The organism is Psychrobacter sp. DM4, assembly GCF_051307035.1.
In the GTDB taxonomy this organism is placed as follows: Bacteria; Pseudomonadota; Gammaproteobacteria; order Pseudomonadales; family Moraxellaceae; genus Psychrobacter.
In genome coordinates this window covers 233,945-249,583 of record NZ_CP195536.1, presented here as the reverse complement: position 1 = coordinate 249,583, position 15,639 = coordinate 233,945, and the positions used below count along the sequence as shown (strand labels likewise).

Here is a 15,639-nt window from a genome sequence, read left to right as displayed (position 1 = left end):
GATCAAAGAGATTGAAGATAAAAGGTCACCCTCCCCCCCCCTGTTAGATATTAATATTATAGATTTGCTCACCATAAAGATTCCTTTTTAATGGCATAAAAATGATTTCAGAATAAAATCCACCCTACGAAAAAACGGCAGGAAATTGCTCCCCTACCGTCTGCTAATCTTACACTACAACTTTAAATCAAACCCTAAATCAACACCGCAACCTCTGCCCCATCACGAATGGCGCGTTTGGCATCAAGCTCTGCGGCGAGTTTTGCCCCACCGATGAGATGATATTGTGCATCTGGTGCATCGCCAACATTCGGCATCAGTTCAACCACGGACTCTTGACCTGCGCAGACCACGACGCTATCGACACGCAGTAGCTGGCTTTGGCCTTGGTCGTTGGTCACCCAAACACCTTCGTTGGTGATTTTGTCATACTGAACGCCTGAGACTTGGATGACGCCGTGGGATTTGATATGAGCGCGATGGACCCAACCTGAGGTCTTATTAAGACCACTACCCAAGCGGCCTTTGGTACGTTGCATCAGGTACACTTGACGAATAGGGGTAATGCCTTCAGGTTTGATCAGGCCACCATCGCTTTGATAGTTCATATCAGAGGTAACGCCCCACTCTTCGCGCCACTCCTCGACAGATTGTGGTTTTGGGCGGTAGCTTGGGTCTTTTAGCGTCTCAGGAGACAGCTCATCTAATGGCTGACCATGACGAGCGGTCAGGTACTCGCTGACATCGAACCCAACGCCGCCTGCACCGATGACTGCAACCGTATCGCCGACTGATTTTTCGCCTGATAGCAGTTCAGCATAGCTCATCACTTGCGGTAAGTCTGCGCCTTCGAGTTTACCCGCCAAGCTCTTCGGTACGACGCCCGTTGCGACAACGACGTGTTGAAACTTACCGTCATTTAGCATCGCTTTATCAACTTTGGTATTAAGTTTGATAGTAACGCCTAAGTGCTCAAGCTCATTGATGTAGTAGCGAATAGTTTCAAAGAATTCTTCTTTACCTGGGATGACTTTGGCATAGTTAAACTGCCCGCCCAAGATATCACGAGCTTCAAATAGCGTGACTTCATGACCACGTAATGCTGCGACGTGCGCCGCTGACATGCCCGCAACGCCGCCGCCGACGACCGCAACTTTTTGCGGTTTTTTGGTCTTTTTGTACACCAGTTCAGTCTCATGACAGGCTTGTGGATTGACCAAGCAGGTTGAGCGCTTATTCTCAAAGGTATGATCCAGACAGGCTTGGTTACAGGCGATGCAGGTATTGATGCGATCGGCTTGACCGTCTTTGGCTTTATTGACCCAATGCGCATCAGCGAGGAACGGGCGCGCCATTTGGATGAGATCAGCTTGACCGCTCTCAACGATATTCTCTGCCGTATTTGGCATATTGATACGGTTCGCCGCCATCATCGGAATGCTGATATGTTTTTTGATCTCAGCTGAGAAATCAACGAAAGCGGCACGCGGCACGCTAGTCACAATAGTCGGTACGCGCGCTTCATGCCAGCCAATACCCGTATTCATGATGGTGACGCCAGCGGCTTCTAGCGCTTTGGCAACGGTGATGACCTCGTCCATAACGTTGCCGTCTTTGACCAAATCAATGACAGATAAGCGAAATACGATAATAAAATCTTCGCCAACCGCAGCACGCACCGCTTTTACGATATCGACGGCAAGTTTCATACGTCCTTTGATATCACCGCCATACTCATCATCACGCTGATTAACATGGCTGGATAAGAACTGATTGAGCAAATAGCCCTCAGAGCCCATGATCTCCACACCGTCGTAACCTGCCTGCTTGGCTAATTTAGCCGCGCGTGCATAGTCTTCAACCGTTTGCTCAATGTTTTTGACGCTCATTTTGCGTGGTTTAAATGGCGTAATGGGTGATTTTGTGGGGCTAGATGAGACGATAAACGGATGATAACCGTAGCGACCACTGTGCAGGATTTGCATAATGATTTTGCTATCGTACTTGTGTGCGGCGCGCGTCACGCGTTGGTGATTGATGACGTCAGCTCTTGTATTCATCGTGCCGCCTGCAGGGAGTAGCCAGCCTTCGCGGTTGGGAGATATACCGCCCGTTATCATCATCGCCACACCGCCTTTGGCACGCTCAGCGAAATAGGCTGCAAGCTTGCCATAGTTATAAAAGCGATCCTCTAAACCGGTGTGCATAGAACCCATAACCACACGGTTTTTGAGCGTGGTAAAGCCTAGATCTAATGGCTCAAACAAATGCGGATAGTGCTCATTGGCATTGGTAGTGTCTATCTTGCTTTGGGTGCTGGCAGTGCTGTTAGCTGAAGTGCTGGCGCTCATAAGGTCGTCCTTGTGAATGAGGTAAAGTGATCTAGAAAATTCATATATAGCTATCGTAACACACCGTCTTGATTGTCATCTACGCAGACAAACGACTGATGAGTGAGATTAATACAGGTGTTGTTTTGAGCACATGGTTATTCAATGAACCAAGCATAAAAACAAGCTCACTTTTGACGTATCTCTGGCTATAATGAATGCTAATGTGAAGCGAAAAAATACACCAAACTGAGTTTAAGACACAAAAAAAGGCGCAGTCTAAGAGAATAGACTGCACCTTTTTACACGCTAAAGATTTTTTACGTTAGCTTATTTTTGGTTCAAGCCACTGAAAGGCAAGCATTCCGACGATCATCGCAGGGATAAATACAAAGGCTTGCCACGCTCCTGTGCCCAGTAACACAATGCCTGGACCTGGGCAAATACCAACCAAGCCCCAACCGATACCGAACAGCATGGCACCGATGACAAGCCTTTTAGTAATGATCGTTTTGCTTGGCATATCAATCTCAGTCCCAATCCAGCTGAGCTTTTGACGCCGAGCCAATTGTACACCAACCAAAGCCACTGCTAGACCGCCGCCCATTACTAGCGCCAATGAGATATCCCACGCGCCAAAGACATCCAAAAATCCTAATACCTTTTCAGGATTGGTCATCCCTGATATCAGCAGACCAAACCCGAATATCAACCCTACTAGTAATCCAATAGTATTCTTTAGCATTATTCGCCTCACTCTCTTTAGATACTGCTTCTATTTTGATAAAACCGACGTTAGATTAAGCCCAATACTTGCCTGCCGATATAAACGGTGAGAATACCAAAGAGCATAAAGGTTACCGTCGCCACCATCGAGCGCGGTGACAGGCGCGCATTACCACAGATGCCATGACCACTTGTGCAGCCAGAACCCAGACGCGTACCGAAGCCAACCAGCAAACCTGCGCCAATCAGTAACGGCAGCGAACTGGTCACTTCCATAGGCGGTAGCGGTGCTATCAGCTGATAGAGTAGCGGCGAGATGACCAAGCCTAAGACGAATAACACTTGCCACAGCTCGACGCGTTTGGGCTTGAGTAAACTGGCACTGATACCACTAATACCAGCGATGCGCCCAATGCCGAGTAACAGCACTACGGTAGCAACGCCTATGATTAGACCGCCCACTAGTGACACTGGTGTAAAAGCTTGCCAATCGACTTGTATGCTCATAATGATTACTCAATTTAAGATATGCTAGTCAGATGCCTGTAAATGTAGAAAGCATCTATTTATAAAAAAACATTATATTATAAAATATAACAAATAGCCAAAAAAAGTGCCAAGTCCCAAAATAGGAGACTCAGCACCTGTTAATGAATCAAGTTCCAATAAATATAACTATTATTTGGCAAGCACCTTATCAAGAACCGATTCAAAACGCGTCACTGCGTTATCGATATCCGTTAGCTTATCGAGACCAAACAGACCTAGGCGGAAAGTCTTGAAGCTCTCAGGCTCACCTACCTTTAGGGGAACGCCGGCGGCAATCTGCATACCTGCCTCAGCAAAGGCGCTACCTTTATGCATATCATCACGATCGGTATAGCACACTACTACGCCTGGCGCTTTGAAGCCGTTGGCTGCCACGCTCTCAACGCCTCTACCTTCTAGTACTTCGCGAATACGCTTGCCAAGTGTCCACTGCGCGTCACAAAGCTTGTCAAAACCAATTTTTTTGGCCTCATTTATCGTATCGCGGAACTGACGTAGACCATCGGTTGGCATCGTCGCATGATAAGCATGACCGCCATTCTCATAAGCGCGCATGATAGTGAGCCATTGTTTTAGATCTAAGCTAAAGCTAGTAGACTCAGTCTCCTCTACTCTTTTGATCGCGGCTGTGCTCAACATCACAAGGCCTGCGCAAGGGGTGCTGCTCCAGCCTTTTTGCGGGGCGCTAATGAGTACATCAATGCCCAAAGCCTTCATATCAAGCCAGACACAACCTGAGGCAATACAATCGATAACTAGTAGGCCGCCAACGCTATGAGTTGCATCAGCCAAGGCTTTGATGTAGTCATCAGGCAAGATGATACCTGCTGAAGTCTCAACGTGCGGCGCAAAGACGATCGCAGGTTTTTCAGCTTTAATCTTGGCAACTGCCTCCTCGATAGCAACTGGCGCAAAAGGTTTTGGCGTATCGCTGCTTTGATCAAGAGCATCAGTACGGTTGGCGGTTAGTACTGTCGAGGATTTGGCAAAACTGCCTTTTTCCAAAATCTGCGTCCAGCGGTAGCTAAACCAACCGTTACGAATGATTAAGCAGTCTTGGTCACGAGCCAATTGATTGGCAACCGCTTCCATACCATAAGTACCTGCACCAGGTACGATGACTACCGCATCAGCGTTATAGACAGATTTTAGATCGCTAGATAAATCATTCATCACTTGCTGAAAAGCTTTTGACATGTGGTTCAAAGCGCGGTCAGTGTAAACCACTGAATACTCTAATAAACCGTTTGGATCGATGTCTTGGCGTAATGCGGTCATGGCGTGCTCCTAATTGGGGATTAAATTTACTACAATGAAAGGCGTTAAAGTTAACTTTAAACAAACCTTGCTAAAATACTGCTAGTTTTGCTGGTTGGTAGAATAGAGTAATTTATATAAAGGGTATCACTGTTATTAAGTATAAGTATCAAGCATAAGTCACTAAACATGAAGCTAGCGCGGGCGATAAGAATCGTTAAGTCCTGAAACTACAAAATTGAGCAATTCACTATCACCTTCTCGAGCCGCTTTGCGCATGAGCTTGGAGGGCGCATGCGTGAGCGTCTGGGTCAAACGCCTTGTGAGCTCAATGACGATGTCCTCAGCGCTTGTATCACCCTCTGTCAGCTTAGCGATGGATTCACTTAATACCTTATCCACCTGATCATGAGTGCGCATACGATACTCTTGAATGTCTCGCCCTACTTGACGCACAGCGAATCGTCGCTCCATCTCAATGACCAGTTGACTGACTAAGAGCTCAGCATCCACAGCCGCTTGGCGGCGCTGCTCAATATTGCCTGCGATCACATGTTGTAAGTCGTCGACAGAGTATAGGTAGACATCATCTATCTGACTGATAGTATCATCGATATCGCGTGGTACTGCTAGATCGACCATGAGCATCGGCTGATAACGACGGCGTTTGAGCGCTTGCATCACCATGTTTTTATCGATCAACAAGTCCATACTACCGCTACAACTACTGACAATATCAGCCTCAGACAGCACTTGCGGTAGATCTTTTAGCGGGCGCACCTCAACCTGACAACTGGCACTACGCAGCTCATCAGCTAATATTTGCGCGCGTTCAGAACTGCGATTACAGATGATCACACGTCCAATACCTAGACCTGCGATGTGGGTTGCCACCAAACGGTTCATCTCGCCTGCGGCAACGACTAGCAAGGTGCGACTGGGCAGGTTATCAAATATCTGGGTGGAGAGCTTGGCTGCTGCAAACCCAAGCGATACCGCTTGCGCGCCCACTTGAGTCTCATTGCGCACGCGCTTGGCTGACGCAAACACTTGATCAACAATCCAGCCCAGTTGCGTAGTAAGCGCCTGTCCGTTTTGCGCCAGATGCACGGCTTGCTTGATTTGACCTAGTATCTGCGGCTCACCTAATATCATAGAGTCTAGGCCTGCGGCAACCCGTAGCCAATGCGTCAACGCATGAGTATCGCAGTGCACGTATAGATAGTCATTGATATCGCTCAACGCTATACGCTTAAAGTTGGCAAGCCAATTTTTTATCCGTAACACGTGCGCATTCACCGCAGCCGATGATATCGACATCGCAGAGCTTGTATCATCTTCCTTTGGTACCAAAGCATAGATCTCAGTACGGTTGCATGTTGAGACAATCACGCTACCATCAGTAAAACGCTCTAACTGCTCAAGCGCGGTAGTGACATCCTCACCAATAAGTGCCAAGCGCTCACGTAGAGCGACTGGTGCGGTTTTGTGATTGACCCCGATGACCACTAATCTCATTATCGACAGACCGTCTACGTCATGCGCCCACCAAGCAATAACTTGGTCTATAAAGGGCAGCTATTGAATACATACACTAAAAGTTATCTATTATATCACTCTTATAGGGTTAATTTAATACCTACCCTCTGACCCTAATGCTATTTATCTTTATCTGGGCGCTCAGGCGACAAATCAACTACCACCATGCATCTGAGTAGTCATTTATAAGAGGCATCGGTATTGTTTAGCAGACTCACTTATTACTTAATTTTTTGCTTAACAAGGACGCTATTGTTAATCGTAATCTTCTACTCTTATAATGAGCCTACTTACAAAGTCACTTTTAGTTCAGCGCAGAGTGGCATGTCTTAAAGTCATACTTTTTTGATAGACACTTTTAGACACACTATAGGCGAATACTGTTTTCTATGAAACTTTTTGGTACTTCGTTACATTTACAGCGTGTGCATGATGATTTTAACCTTCAAGCGTTATGGCGCAAGATTGTCGATCGTCTGTGCCACCAGCACAAGTTGGCTCTAATGCTAAGCGCCTGTTTATACTTAGGCGCACCTGCGCTGGCGGCTGACCCTAATATTTCTGTCTCGATTACTCGCAATATTGAGGTAATAGATGGCGCTGTCAATAGCGCCACCGATGTCTTAGTCACAGATTCATCCCCTCGTGACGAGCCAAGCTTGTATGCGCTACTAAATGCTGAATTTGCAGCGGATCGTGGCGATATGCCTCGTGCGCTTACTATCTATAAACAACAATCTTTTAAAGAAAACGCCACGCCTGTGTTTGAGAGGGCGCTTAGCTTATCTCTGCGCGGTGAAGGTTTTGAGTCCTCTTTAGCGTTTGCCAAGGCGTGGCAAGAGCGCAATCCTGAACACGTGCCTGCTTGGTTCTATGTCGCTCATTTAGCACTCAAGGCTCACGATTACAACTTAGCCGCTCAAACGCTTACGCTTATTTTGCGAGATGACCCAAGGGCTGATTTGAGCGAAGTTTTAGTCGGTATCTACCCTGAAGCAGACGAGGACAGACGCGAACTACTGGCAGCTTTGCAACTCATCGATAGCAAACAGAACGCGTCATTATCGGTGCTAAAGGCCGGTTTATTGTTGCAATTTGATGAGCCCAAAATGGCACTTGTACATATTGATCGCGCTTTGGTTCGTCAACCAGACTACGTTCCTTTTATCACTTTAAAAGCGGATATCCTGCGCAAACTTGAATCTCCAGACGTGGTTACTGAGTATCTTAGTCAAGCGCGCTTACGCAGTCCCTCTAATAAAAGCCTATACCTATACGAAATCCGTTACCTTCTTGACTTAGGTCAAAGCCGTCAAGCTTGGGATCTGCTTCTTAATGCCAATGGGCGTTTTGATGATGCAGAGATTACTTTGCTTGCAGCCTTGGTCAGTCTAGATATAGAAGAATATAGCAGTGCAGATACTCTGTTGAACCAACTGGCAAAGAGTACAAGTTATCTTGATCAAGCCTACTACTATTTGGGCATTAGTGCCGAGCGTCAGCAGCGCTTTGCTCAGGCCAAATACTACCTAAATGGCGTTATGCAAGAGGATCTAGTACTCGCAGCACGCAAAAAAGTAGTCGCCTTTGAGCTCAATGACAATAATACTGAAGCCGCTATCGCAACGCTTGAGGAACTACGTCAGCAGTTTGAGATGTTTGCACCTGAAGCTTATATCTTGCAGGCTGATATCTTATGGCAGCAGGATCAAAAAGATAAGGCCCTAGCGCTACTATCACGCGCCAGCCGCGAGCATCCAGATAACGAAGACCTATTATTTGCGCGCGTACAACTCCTTGATAATCGCAGCGATTATGTGATCAAGCGTACTTTACTCAATCACTTGCAGGGGCTTGACCCGAACCATTTAGCTTATAAGCTTAGCTACGCGCAATTACTCTTAGCCAATAACCGTCAATCTCAGCAAGGCATTGCCTTAGCACAAGCCATTGTTCAAATCCGCTATGACGACCCGCGCTACGATAACAACTTGCACTTGCAAGCGCTCAATGTACTCGCTGATAATGCACTGGCCAATGACGAGTACGCGCAGGTGATAAGCTATTTGCAGACACCTTATGACGTCCTACCGACACTAGAGTCTGGAGTACTACTACTGCGGGCTTATCAAGGCTTAGGTAATGACAACCAGGTCAAAATTTTGTTAGAGGATTTACAAAAGCGCTTCTCTTTTGGGCAACAAAACGTCAATGACCGCATACAGCTTTATTGATTCTCGTCCGTTACCAACAGTACAAATGTCTTGAGAACAATGTACTCAATAAAAGGCATAACTGAGTAACAAACGACGCGTAAGCTGTACTTTTAAAATCACAACCATTTGCTTTTATTTTGAGGAATAAATATGTCGTCTTTATCACCAAAAACCCCGCTGAGTACTCGTCTCTCTACATTGGCTGCCCTAACCTCTGCTTTATTGATAACCTCTGGATGCCAATCGCTACAAAGCGCCGCCACTCCTCCTACTAGCAGCCCTACTATGCAAGCGCAGAAGCTCGACAACTTTACCATCAACGGTAAAATTGGGGTGACTATGCCATCAATGCCGCAGAGCACTCCCGCTGATGGCTCGGTCGATGCAGGCACGCAAGGCGGTAGTGCGTTCTATGCATGGGGACAACAAAACGACCGCTTCGCCATTGAGCTCATTGGTGCTTTGGGGATTGGTAAAACCAACATCGAATACAATGGTCAGACAGCCACGCTAGTCAGCGAAAAGACAGGCACGCTCACGGCGGATGATCCAGAGACTTTGCTACTAGAGGCTACTGGCTGGCAAGCGCCCATCTCACAAATGCCGTATTGGATATCGGGTCGCCCCGCGCCCTCAGATAGCAACGCACAGATGGACGCGCAAAATCGTTTGATTAGCTCAGTCAATGGATCTTGGACTGCTAATTTTACGTATAAAGGCGCTGATAAGCTGCCCAACAAAATCAGCGCGACGCAGTCTCAAGGTCAAAAGGTTATCATGACTATTAATCATCAAGATCGTTAAGTCGCACTGCTGATATATTGAATCCATATTACCTATGACACAAAATCATATGACTAATCAAACCGTCACCCGCTTGTCCCCTGCCAAGATTAATCTGTTTTTGCATATCATAGGCAGGCGCAACGACGGCTATCACAACTTGCAAACTGTTTTTCGCCTGCTCGACTGGGGCGATTACCTGCATTTTTTGCCGAGTGAGTTGGTGGATATTAGTGGTATAGTTGAATGTGACGTCAGTCAGCGAGCGATTGTCCTTTGCAAGCAGCTCATTACTATCTCTGGCGCAGATAGCATTACTGAAAACCTAGAAGACAACTTAATTTTTAAAGCAGCAAAAGCTCTGCTGTCTTACGCCATTTTGAAAGAAAAACTGCCAAAATCCTTGCAAGCGATCAGTATTACTTTGGACAAGCATTTACCGATGGGCGCAGGCTTAGGCGGCGGTTCTTCTAATGCGGCGACTACTTTGCTGGCCTTGAACGATCTTTGGCAATTTGATTTGACCCAAGTTGAACTTATCAAAATCGCCACCACTATTGGCGCGGATGTGCCGATATTTATCTTTGAACAGGACGCTATTGCAACGGGAATTGGTGAGGAGCTAACCGCAATCGATTTGTCCGATCAGCACTACCTTATCCTGACGCCTGACGCGCATATCAATACCGCTGAGCTATTCGCGCATCCTAAACTGGACCGTGATATTGCAACTTTGTCTATTGAGATGATTAAAAATAAGACTGAGGACTACGTACAACATCTGAACACGCCTTTTGAAAATGTCTTTACCCCTGTAGTCATTAGCCTTGCGCCTGCGATTAAGGAGGCGTTAAGTTATTTACAAGGTTTAGAGACGCAAGCACTCGGCACAGCAAGGATGACGGGCTCAGGTAGTGCAGTGTTTTTGCCATTGAATGCAAGCGTTGCCATTGATGAAAAGCTTTTGGCGAAGTGGGTTGCGAGTGCGCCTTGTGCAGCTTACTTGGTGAGTAATTTGTAATGAAATTTTACTTATCACTTCTGATTTAATTTTGAGTCCTAGCGGTTTTTGAATGGTGCGTAATACATATCATAATTAGACAAAATAAGTTGGTATCAATATGAATTATTCAAGTCTTAATCAACACATAACAAGGTTGGCTACTTTTGCTTGTCTATTATCAAGTTTAATTGGCTGCTCATCACTCTCTTTACCTCAAACTGGCTCTACCCCAAATCGCACCTCTGATAAGATAGTTCCATTGCCACTACCAAACACGAAAGCAAAAAACGACTTTCAACAAATAGCTACTCCTAACTTAGCACCTAGTGCAAGCTTGCCTGCTGAACTGTTCACTTATGCGCCTACCCTCTCGATGCAAGAGATTAATTTTGTTTTAAAGGGCAAGTATATAGTTAAAAATAGCTGCTTGTATTTTGTTCAAAATGATACTGAATACTTTAGTGCTGTTTTTTATCCAGGTAGAGTGACTCTCTTTGAAGACGAGGGTTTGATTTCTTTAAATGGAACTAAAGTTAAGCTTGGTGAAGAGATTACCACTGGTGGTGTAATCAAAGAGTATATAGGTCACTATCATTTTCAAAAAGGGGATTATACGGTTGTAGATCCCAAAGACACAGATTGTCTGAAAAAACCCGCAGTATTTATGGTCGGCAAATTAGTTAATACTTACCCATAACAATAAACACTAGTGCATCAAACTGTAGGTCAGCTTTGCTACTTTATAATTTTCCAAATATACTTTATTGCAAATTAAAGGCTTTTTATTATGAAACCAATCGTTTCTATCCTGCTACCAAGTATAATTACACTGTCGATAGGAATTTCTGGCTGTATCACAGATACTGACTCATATTCAGTAGCCGATGTGAAGGTTCAAAATATCAAAGTGCCCAATCCCAAAGTATCTGTCAATAACATAGAATATGATAAAAAATCATATTCCCCATTCTTCACTTATCCTTATCCTTATCAGCATGGTGCGGAAATACAACCAGCAACTGGTGGTACTTTAGTCATAAAGGAGGGTTGTCTACTCCTTCAAAGTGGTGACAAACTTGATGTTCCTATTTTCCCTCACGGCATCACTGTTTGGAATGAGGAAACGCAGATTTTAACTGCCAATGGTGTCGACATACCTATTAATACTGACTTATTCACTAATGGACCTATAGGTGGCGGTCAATACAACCCAAATTACGATTATGGTTTTGAGCAACAAGGAGATTTAAAATGTCTAAAAGATAGATATATTCAATTTTTAGGATCACAATTTATGGATGTCAAAGATTTGCCAAATCGTTAGCATCCATTAGCCACAATTTAAGCTAAATAAGATATATAGCTTAAAGCTAAAATTATTATAAATACAACGTACAGATTTTTATGAACCTAATACCAGTTTTATTTTTCAACCCATTATGAATAAAAGCTAGAAAAAGGCGAAAGACCTTGCAAAATCTGCAAATTTGATTATAATAGGTCGCCTCAAAGGGGTATAGCCAAGTTGGTAAGGCATCAGGTTTTGATCCTGACATCCGTTGGTTCGAGTCCAGCTACCCCTGCCACTTTTAGTTCTAATTGCTCTGTTTTATGATAGCAATTGACAACACCCTCCTACTTTCGGTATAGTTCGCAACGAACGCCGCAAGGATAAGTCAGCGATAAATAACTTTATTTTACTGCTGATCTGATCGACTATCATGCCATTTTGATACTTTTCAAATAGGCATGGTAGAGTAAGACCTTACAGGGGTATAGCCAAGTTGGTAAGGCATCAGGTTTTGATCCTGACATCCGTTGGTTCGAGTCCAGCTACCCCTGCCATTTTCTACTGTAATAATATCCACCTCTTTTTCTTCATTTGAGCAGTTAGATACTGCTTTGCGGTCGCTGCTTGAGTCAATCAATAGGACTTCAGTCATGCCTTATTTGGCAATTTTTACGGGTAGTGCTCATCCAGAACTTGCGAAAACCGTAGCCGACCACCTACATATTCCTCTTGGTAAAGCTGATATTACCCGTTTTTCTGATGGCGAAATTGCTGTGGAAATCAAAGAACACGTGCGCGGTAAAGATGTGTTTATCATGCAGCCAACTTGTGCGCCCACCAATGATAATTTGATGGAAATCATGATGATGGCCGATGCTTTGCGCCGCTCCAGCGCAGGTCGTATCACCGCCGTCATGCCCTACTTTGGTTATGCGCGTCAAGATCGTCGTCCCCGTTCTGCCCGCGTGCCTATCTCAGCTAAAGTCGTCGCCGATATGCTGAACATCGTCAGCATAGATCGCGTCATGACCGTTGATTTGCATTCAGACCAAATTCAGGGTTTCTTCGATATTCCAGTTGATAATATCTACGGTACACCCGTACTGTTAAACGATCTCAAAAAACAAGATTATGACAATATCATGGTCGTCTCACCTGATGTCGGCGGCGTGGTTCGTGCACGTGCCATGGCGAAACAATTAGGTGATGCAGATTTGGCGATTATCGATAAGCGCCGCGCCCGTGCCAATGAGTCACAAGTCATGCACATCATCGGTGATGTCCGTGACCGTGATTGCGTCATCGTCGATGATATGGTCGATACCGCTGGTACATTGTGTAAGGCGGCAGAAGCACTCAAAGAGAACGGTGCACGCCGCGTACTCGCTTATATCACTCACCCGGTTCTATCAGGTAATGCTCTCAGAAATATCAGCGAATCCGCGCTTGACGAGATCGTCGTTACTGATACTATCCCGTTGTCAGACGCGGCTAAGGCATGTACTAAGATACGTCAAGTTTCAATTGCTCCAATGCTCGCTGAGAGCTTGCGCCGCATTAATAACGAAGAATCCATTAGCGCGATGTTTGATGCTTAATGTTTTTATACAGTAACTCATATCAAATGAGATACCGTTGATTAAAAAACAGCGTTAAGACTATTAGCGTTAAGATTATTATTGGTCTTAACGCTGTTTTTGTATGTGCAAGCGGTAAAAAGCATAAGCCTTTATTATTGCGACAAAACCACGTATAATGCGCGCCTGTATTCTTCATTCGCTAGCAGTTATTTTTAGAGCCAGCAATTTGATTTATACTTTTAAGTTCTACTTTATGAGTATCGATTATCCAGAGGTAGACTGGTCGCAAGTCTTAGACTACTGGTAGATACTTTACATACACTCTATAGGATTAATCCCATGGCTATTGATCATTTTGCAATTAACGCGGTCGACCGCTCTGCTGAACAACAAGGTAAAGGTGCGAGCCGCCGCCTACGTAAGCAGAACCTAGTACCTGCTATCATTTATGGTGGCGGTGCAGAACCAACCGCTATCTCAATTAGATTAAATGAGATGGTAAAGTCGCTCGAATACGAAGCGTTCTTCTCACAAATCTTGACCATTACTACTGATTTGGGTGATGAGCATCAAGTCGTTATCAAAGACTTGCAGCGCCATCCTGCCAAAGGCTTCCCAATGCATGCTGACTTTCAGCGCATTGTTAAAGGTCAAAAAATCAACATGAACATCCCTGTTCATTTCAGTGGTCGTGAAGACGCGCCAGGTACTGCTAATGGTGGTATCTTGTCTACGCTAGTATCTGATGTCGAAATCATCGCACTACCATCACAGCTACCTGAATATCTAGATATTGATGTGTCAGGTATGGCTATTGGTGATCTGTTCCGTCTATCAGATATCAACTTGCCAGAAGGCGTGGTTATCGCTGAGCTTGAATTAGAAGATGGTCATGACCGTACTATCGTCAACATGCAGCCTCCAACGGTTGAAGAAGTTGACGAAGAGGAAGATGAGGTTGATGCAGCTGACGTTCCTGCTATTGAGCAAGGCGGCGAAGGCGAAGAAGCCTCTGACGACGATTCAGAATCAGAGTCAGATAGCGAGTAACAAGTTATGTATGGCTACAGCGCTTTTATGGTCTTGTAGTCATCGTACTTATACCGTACAGACAGCAGGGGATAACCGTCTCCTGCTGTTTTTGTCAGTACATTTTGAAAAAGTAACCAGTATTTTTTTCAAAATGTATTTATAGTTGAATTGCGAGTCTGAGTAGGTTATGGCTATCAAACTTATCGTCGGTTTAGGTAATCCGGGTGAGCAGTATATGTTCACCCGTCACAATGCTGGGTTCTGGTTTGTACATCATTTGGCGCAGCAATTTAATATCAGCTTAAGCCATGATAAGAAGTTCCATGGTATTACTGGCCGTGGACAAATTCATGGGTCTGATGTGCGCTTGCTCTTGCCGCTGACCTTTATGAATAAGTCAGGACAGTCAGTGGTGCCTATGGTGAACTTCTATAATATAGATAACGATGAGCTGCTGATCGCTCATGATGAATTGGATATTCCAGCAGGTAGCATCAAGCTCAAAACTGATGGTGGACATGGCGGACATAACGGTCTGCGTGATATCACCCCACATATTGGCAATGATTTTCATCGGTTGCGTATCGGTATTGGTCATCCTGGTCATAAGTCAAAGGTCAGTGGTCATGTGCTCTCAAAAGCGGCACCTGATGAGCAAATCGCTATCGATAGTGCGCTCAGTGCTAGTTTTGAGGCATTGCCTTTATTATTAGCGGGCGATACTGAAAAAGCACGCTCAGAGATTAATAGTTTTAGATTACCTGAATAATTTGCATTATATTTCCTTGCATAACCCTTTTATTCTGTTAGTATTGCCCTCATTAAGTTTATGATTTGATTCATTTAATACCCGTTACACTAAGGATGCAACCTATGCTACTTAATATGCTCAAGTGCAAATTACACCGCGCGCGTGTTACCCATGCAGAACTTCACTACGAAGGCTCATGCGGTATCGACGGCGATTTGTTAGATCTTGCAGGTCTTCGTGAGAACGAGTCGATTGATATCTATAATGTCACCAATGGCAAACGTTTTCGCACTTATGCTATCCGCGCAGAAGCGGGCTCTGGTATTATCTCCTTAAATGGTGCAGCGGCGCACATGGCAGACTTAGGTGATATCGTTATCATCTGTGCCTACGCGCATTTTGATGAAGTTGAAGCCTCAACTTATCAGCCAAAGCTGGTCTACTGTAATGAAGATAACACGGTAAAAGACACTGCGAACATTATTCCTGTACAAGTCGCTTAGCTTGACTCGTTATCGGAGTTTATGACGGCTATTTAAGAACCCGTTAGTCAGATACTGCAATCAAATTATTCTCCTAGTC

At 45.0% G+C, this 15,639-nt stretch carries 14 protein-coding genes and 2 tRNA genes; 11 read left to right on the top strand and 5 right to left on the bottom strand.

What is annotated here, in order from left to right; translation table 11 throughout:
• Positions 1–194 precede the first annotated feature (194 nt).
• The 5 genes from ACR64G_RS01110 to hemA form a co-directional block, all read right to left on the bottom strand.
• Positions 195–2,351 carry an FAD-dependent oxidoreductase gene (locus ACR64G_RS01110; protein ID WP_435979731.1) on the bottom strand — a complete coding sequence of 719 codons (2,157 nt, stop codon included), beginning with the start codon at positions 2,349–2,351 and terminating at the stop codon, positions 195–197.
• A gap of 304 nt (positions 2,352–2,655) precedes the next feature.
• On the bottom strand, positions 2,656–3,075 hold the full coding sequence (locus ACR64G_RS01105) for a DUF6691 family protein (RefSeq protein WP_435979730.1): 420 nt from the start codon (positions 3,073–3,075) through the stop codon (positions 2,656–2,658).
• Positions 3,076–3,125: 50 nt separating this feature from the next.
• Positions 3,126–3,563, bottom strand: coding sequence for a YeeE/YedE family protein (locus ACR64G_RS01100; protein ID WP_435979729.1), 438 nt, complete (start codon positions 3,561–3,563; stop codon positions 3,126–3,128).
• Between the two features lie 171 nt (positions 3,564–3,734).
• Positions 3,735–4,883 carry an aminotransferase class V-fold PLP-dependent enzyme gene (locus ACR64G_RS01095; protein WP_435979728.1) on the bottom strand — a complete coding sequence of 383 codons (1,149 nt, stop codon included), beginning with the start codon at positions 4,881–4,883 and terminating at the stop codon, positions 3,735–3,737.
• Between the two features lie 174 nt (positions 4,884–5,057).
• Positions 5,058–6,380 carry a glutamyl-tRNA reductase gene (gene hemA, locus ACR64G_RS01090; protein ID WP_435979727.1) on the bottom strand — a complete coding sequence of 441 codons (1,323 nt, stop codon included), beginning with the start codon at positions 6,378–6,380 and terminating at the stop codon, positions 5,058–5,060.
• A 410-nt stretch (positions 6,381–6,790) separates the two neighbouring features.
• Here hemA and ACR64G_RS01085 point away from each other — a divergent pair, with 410 nt between their 5' ends.
• The 11 genes from ACR64G_RS01085 to panD all read left to right on the top strand — a co-directional run bounded on the left by ACR64G_RS01085 (position 6,791) and on the right by panD (position 15,560).
• Positions 6,791–8,635, top strand: coding sequence for a tetratricopeptide repeat protein (locus tag ACR64G_RS01085; RefSeq protein ID WP_435979726.1), 1,845 nt, complete (start codon positions 6,791–6,793; stop codon positions 8,633–8,635).
• Between the two features lie 132 nt (positions 8,636–8,767).
• On the top strand, positions 8,768–9,421 hold the full coding sequence (lolB, locus tag ACR64G_RS01080; protein ID WP_435979725.1) for a lipoprotein insertase outer membrane protein LolB: 654 nt from the start codon (positions 8,768–8,770) through the stop codon (positions 9,419–9,421).
• 34 nt (positions 9,422–9,455) lie between these two features.
• Positions 9,456–10,421 (top strand): 4-(cytidine 5'-diphospho)-2-C-methyl-D-erythritol kinase, encoded by a 966-nt coding sequence (ispE, locus tag ACR64G_RS01075; RefSeq protein ID WP_435979724.1) that lies wholly within the window; start codon positions 9,456–9,458, stop codon positions 10,419–10,421.
• Between the two features lie 100 nt (positions 10,422–10,521).
• Complete coding sequence (locus ACR64G_RS01070) at positions 10,522–11,100, top strand: hypothetical protein (protein WP_435979723.1); 579 nt, start codon at positions 10,522–10,524, stop codon at positions 11,098–11,100.
• A gap of 90 nt (positions 11,101–11,190) precedes the next feature.
• On the top strand, positions 11,191–11,727 hold the full coding sequence (locus ACR64G_RS01065; RefSeq protein WP_435979722.1) for a hypothetical protein: 537 nt from the start codon (positions 11,191–11,193) through the stop codon (positions 11,725–11,727).
• Positions 11,728–11,913: 186 nt separating this feature from the next.
• Positions 11,914–11,989 (top strand) — tRNA-Gln (locus tag ACR64G_RS01060).
• Positions 11,990–12,172: 183 nt separating this feature from the next.
• Positions 12,173–12,248 (top strand) — tRNA-Gln (locus tag ACR64G_RS01055).
• A 96-nt stretch (positions 12,249–12,344) separates the two neighbouring features.
• Positions 12,345–13,292, top strand: a complete 948-nt coding sequence (locus tag ACR64G_RS01050; protein ID WP_435979721.1) for a ribose-phosphate pyrophosphokinase — start codon at positions 12,345–12,347, stop codon at positions 13,290–13,292.
• 321 nt (positions 13,293–13,613) lie between these two features.
• Positions 13,614–14,324 (top strand): 50S ribosomal protein L25/general stress protein Ctc, encoded by a 711-nt coding sequence (locus ACR64G_RS01045; protein ID WP_435979720.1) that lies wholly within the window; start codon positions 13,614–13,616, stop codon positions 14,322–14,324.
• A 169-nt stretch (positions 14,325–14,493) separates the two neighbouring features.
• Entirely contained in the window at positions 14,494–15,075 is a 582-nt protein-coding gene (pth, locus tag ACR64G_RS01040; RefSeq protein ID WP_435979719.1) for an aminoacyl-tRNA hydrolase, read from the top strand.
• Between the two features lie 104 nt (positions 15,076–15,179).
• Positions 15,180–15,560, top strand: coding sequence for an aspartate 1-decarboxylase (gene panD, locus ACR64G_RS01035; protein ID WP_010196068.1), 381 nt, complete (start codon positions 15,180–15,182; stop codon positions 15,558–15,560).
• Positions 15,561–15,639: the final 79 nt, after the last annotated feature.

Excerpts from the sequence above, each read along its gene's own strand:
- ACR64G_RS01110 (WP_435979731.1), bottom strand. The coding sequence starts at position 2,351 with ATGAGCGCCAGCACTTCAGCTAACAGCACTGCCAGCACCCAAAGCAAG.
- ACR64G_RS01105 (WP_435979730.1), bottom strand. The coding sequence starts at position 3,075 with ATGCTAAAGAATACTATTGGATTACTAGTAGGGTTGATATTCGGGTTT.
- ACR64G_RS01100 (WP_435979729.1), bottom strand. The coding sequence starts at position 3,563 with ATGAGCATACAAGTCGATTGGCAAGCTTTTACACCAGTGTCACTAGTG.
- ACR64G_RS01095 (WP_435979728.1), bottom strand. The coding sequence starts at position 4,883 with ATGACCGCATTACGCCAAGACATCGATCCAAACGGTTTATTAGAGTAT.
- hemA (WP_435979727.1), bottom strand. The coding sequence starts at position 6,380 with ATGAGATTAGTGGTCATCGGGGTCAATCACAAAACCGCACCAGTCGCT.
- ACR64G_RS01085 (WP_435979726.1), top strand. The coding sequence starts at position 6,791 with ATGAAACTTTTTGGTACTTCGTTACATTTACAGCGTGTGCATGATGAT.
- lolB (WP_435979725.1), top strand. The coding sequence starts at position 8,768 with ATGTCGTCTTTATCACCAAAAACCCCGCTGAGTACTCGTCTCTCTACA.
- ispE (WP_435979724.1), top strand. The coding sequence starts at position 9,456 with ATGACACAAAATCATATGACTAATCAAACCGTCACCCGCTTGTCCCCT.
- ACR64G_RS01070 (WP_435979723.1), top strand. The coding sequence starts at position 10,522 with ATGAATTATTCAAGTCTTAATCAACACATAACAAGGTTGGCTACTTTT.
- ACR64G_RS01065 (WP_435979722.1), top strand. The coding sequence starts at position 11,191 with ATGAAACCAATCGTTTCTATCCTGCTACCAAGTATAATTACACTGTCG.
- ACR64G_RS01050 (WP_435979721.1), top strand. The coding sequence starts at position 12,345 with ATGCCTTATTTGGCAATTTTTACGGGTAGTGCTCATCCAGAACTTGCG.
- ACR64G_RS01045 (WP_435979720.1), top strand. The coding sequence starts at position 13,614 with ATGGCTATTGATCATTTTGCAATTAACGCGGTCGACCGCTCTGCTGAA.
- pth (WP_435979719.1), top strand. The coding sequence starts at position 14,494 with ATGGCTATCAAACTTATCGTCGGTTTAGGTAATCCGGGTGAGCAGTAT.
- panD (WP_010196068.1), top strand. The coding sequence starts at position 15,180 with ATGCTACTTAATATGCTCAAGTGCAAATTACACCGCGCGCGTGTTACC.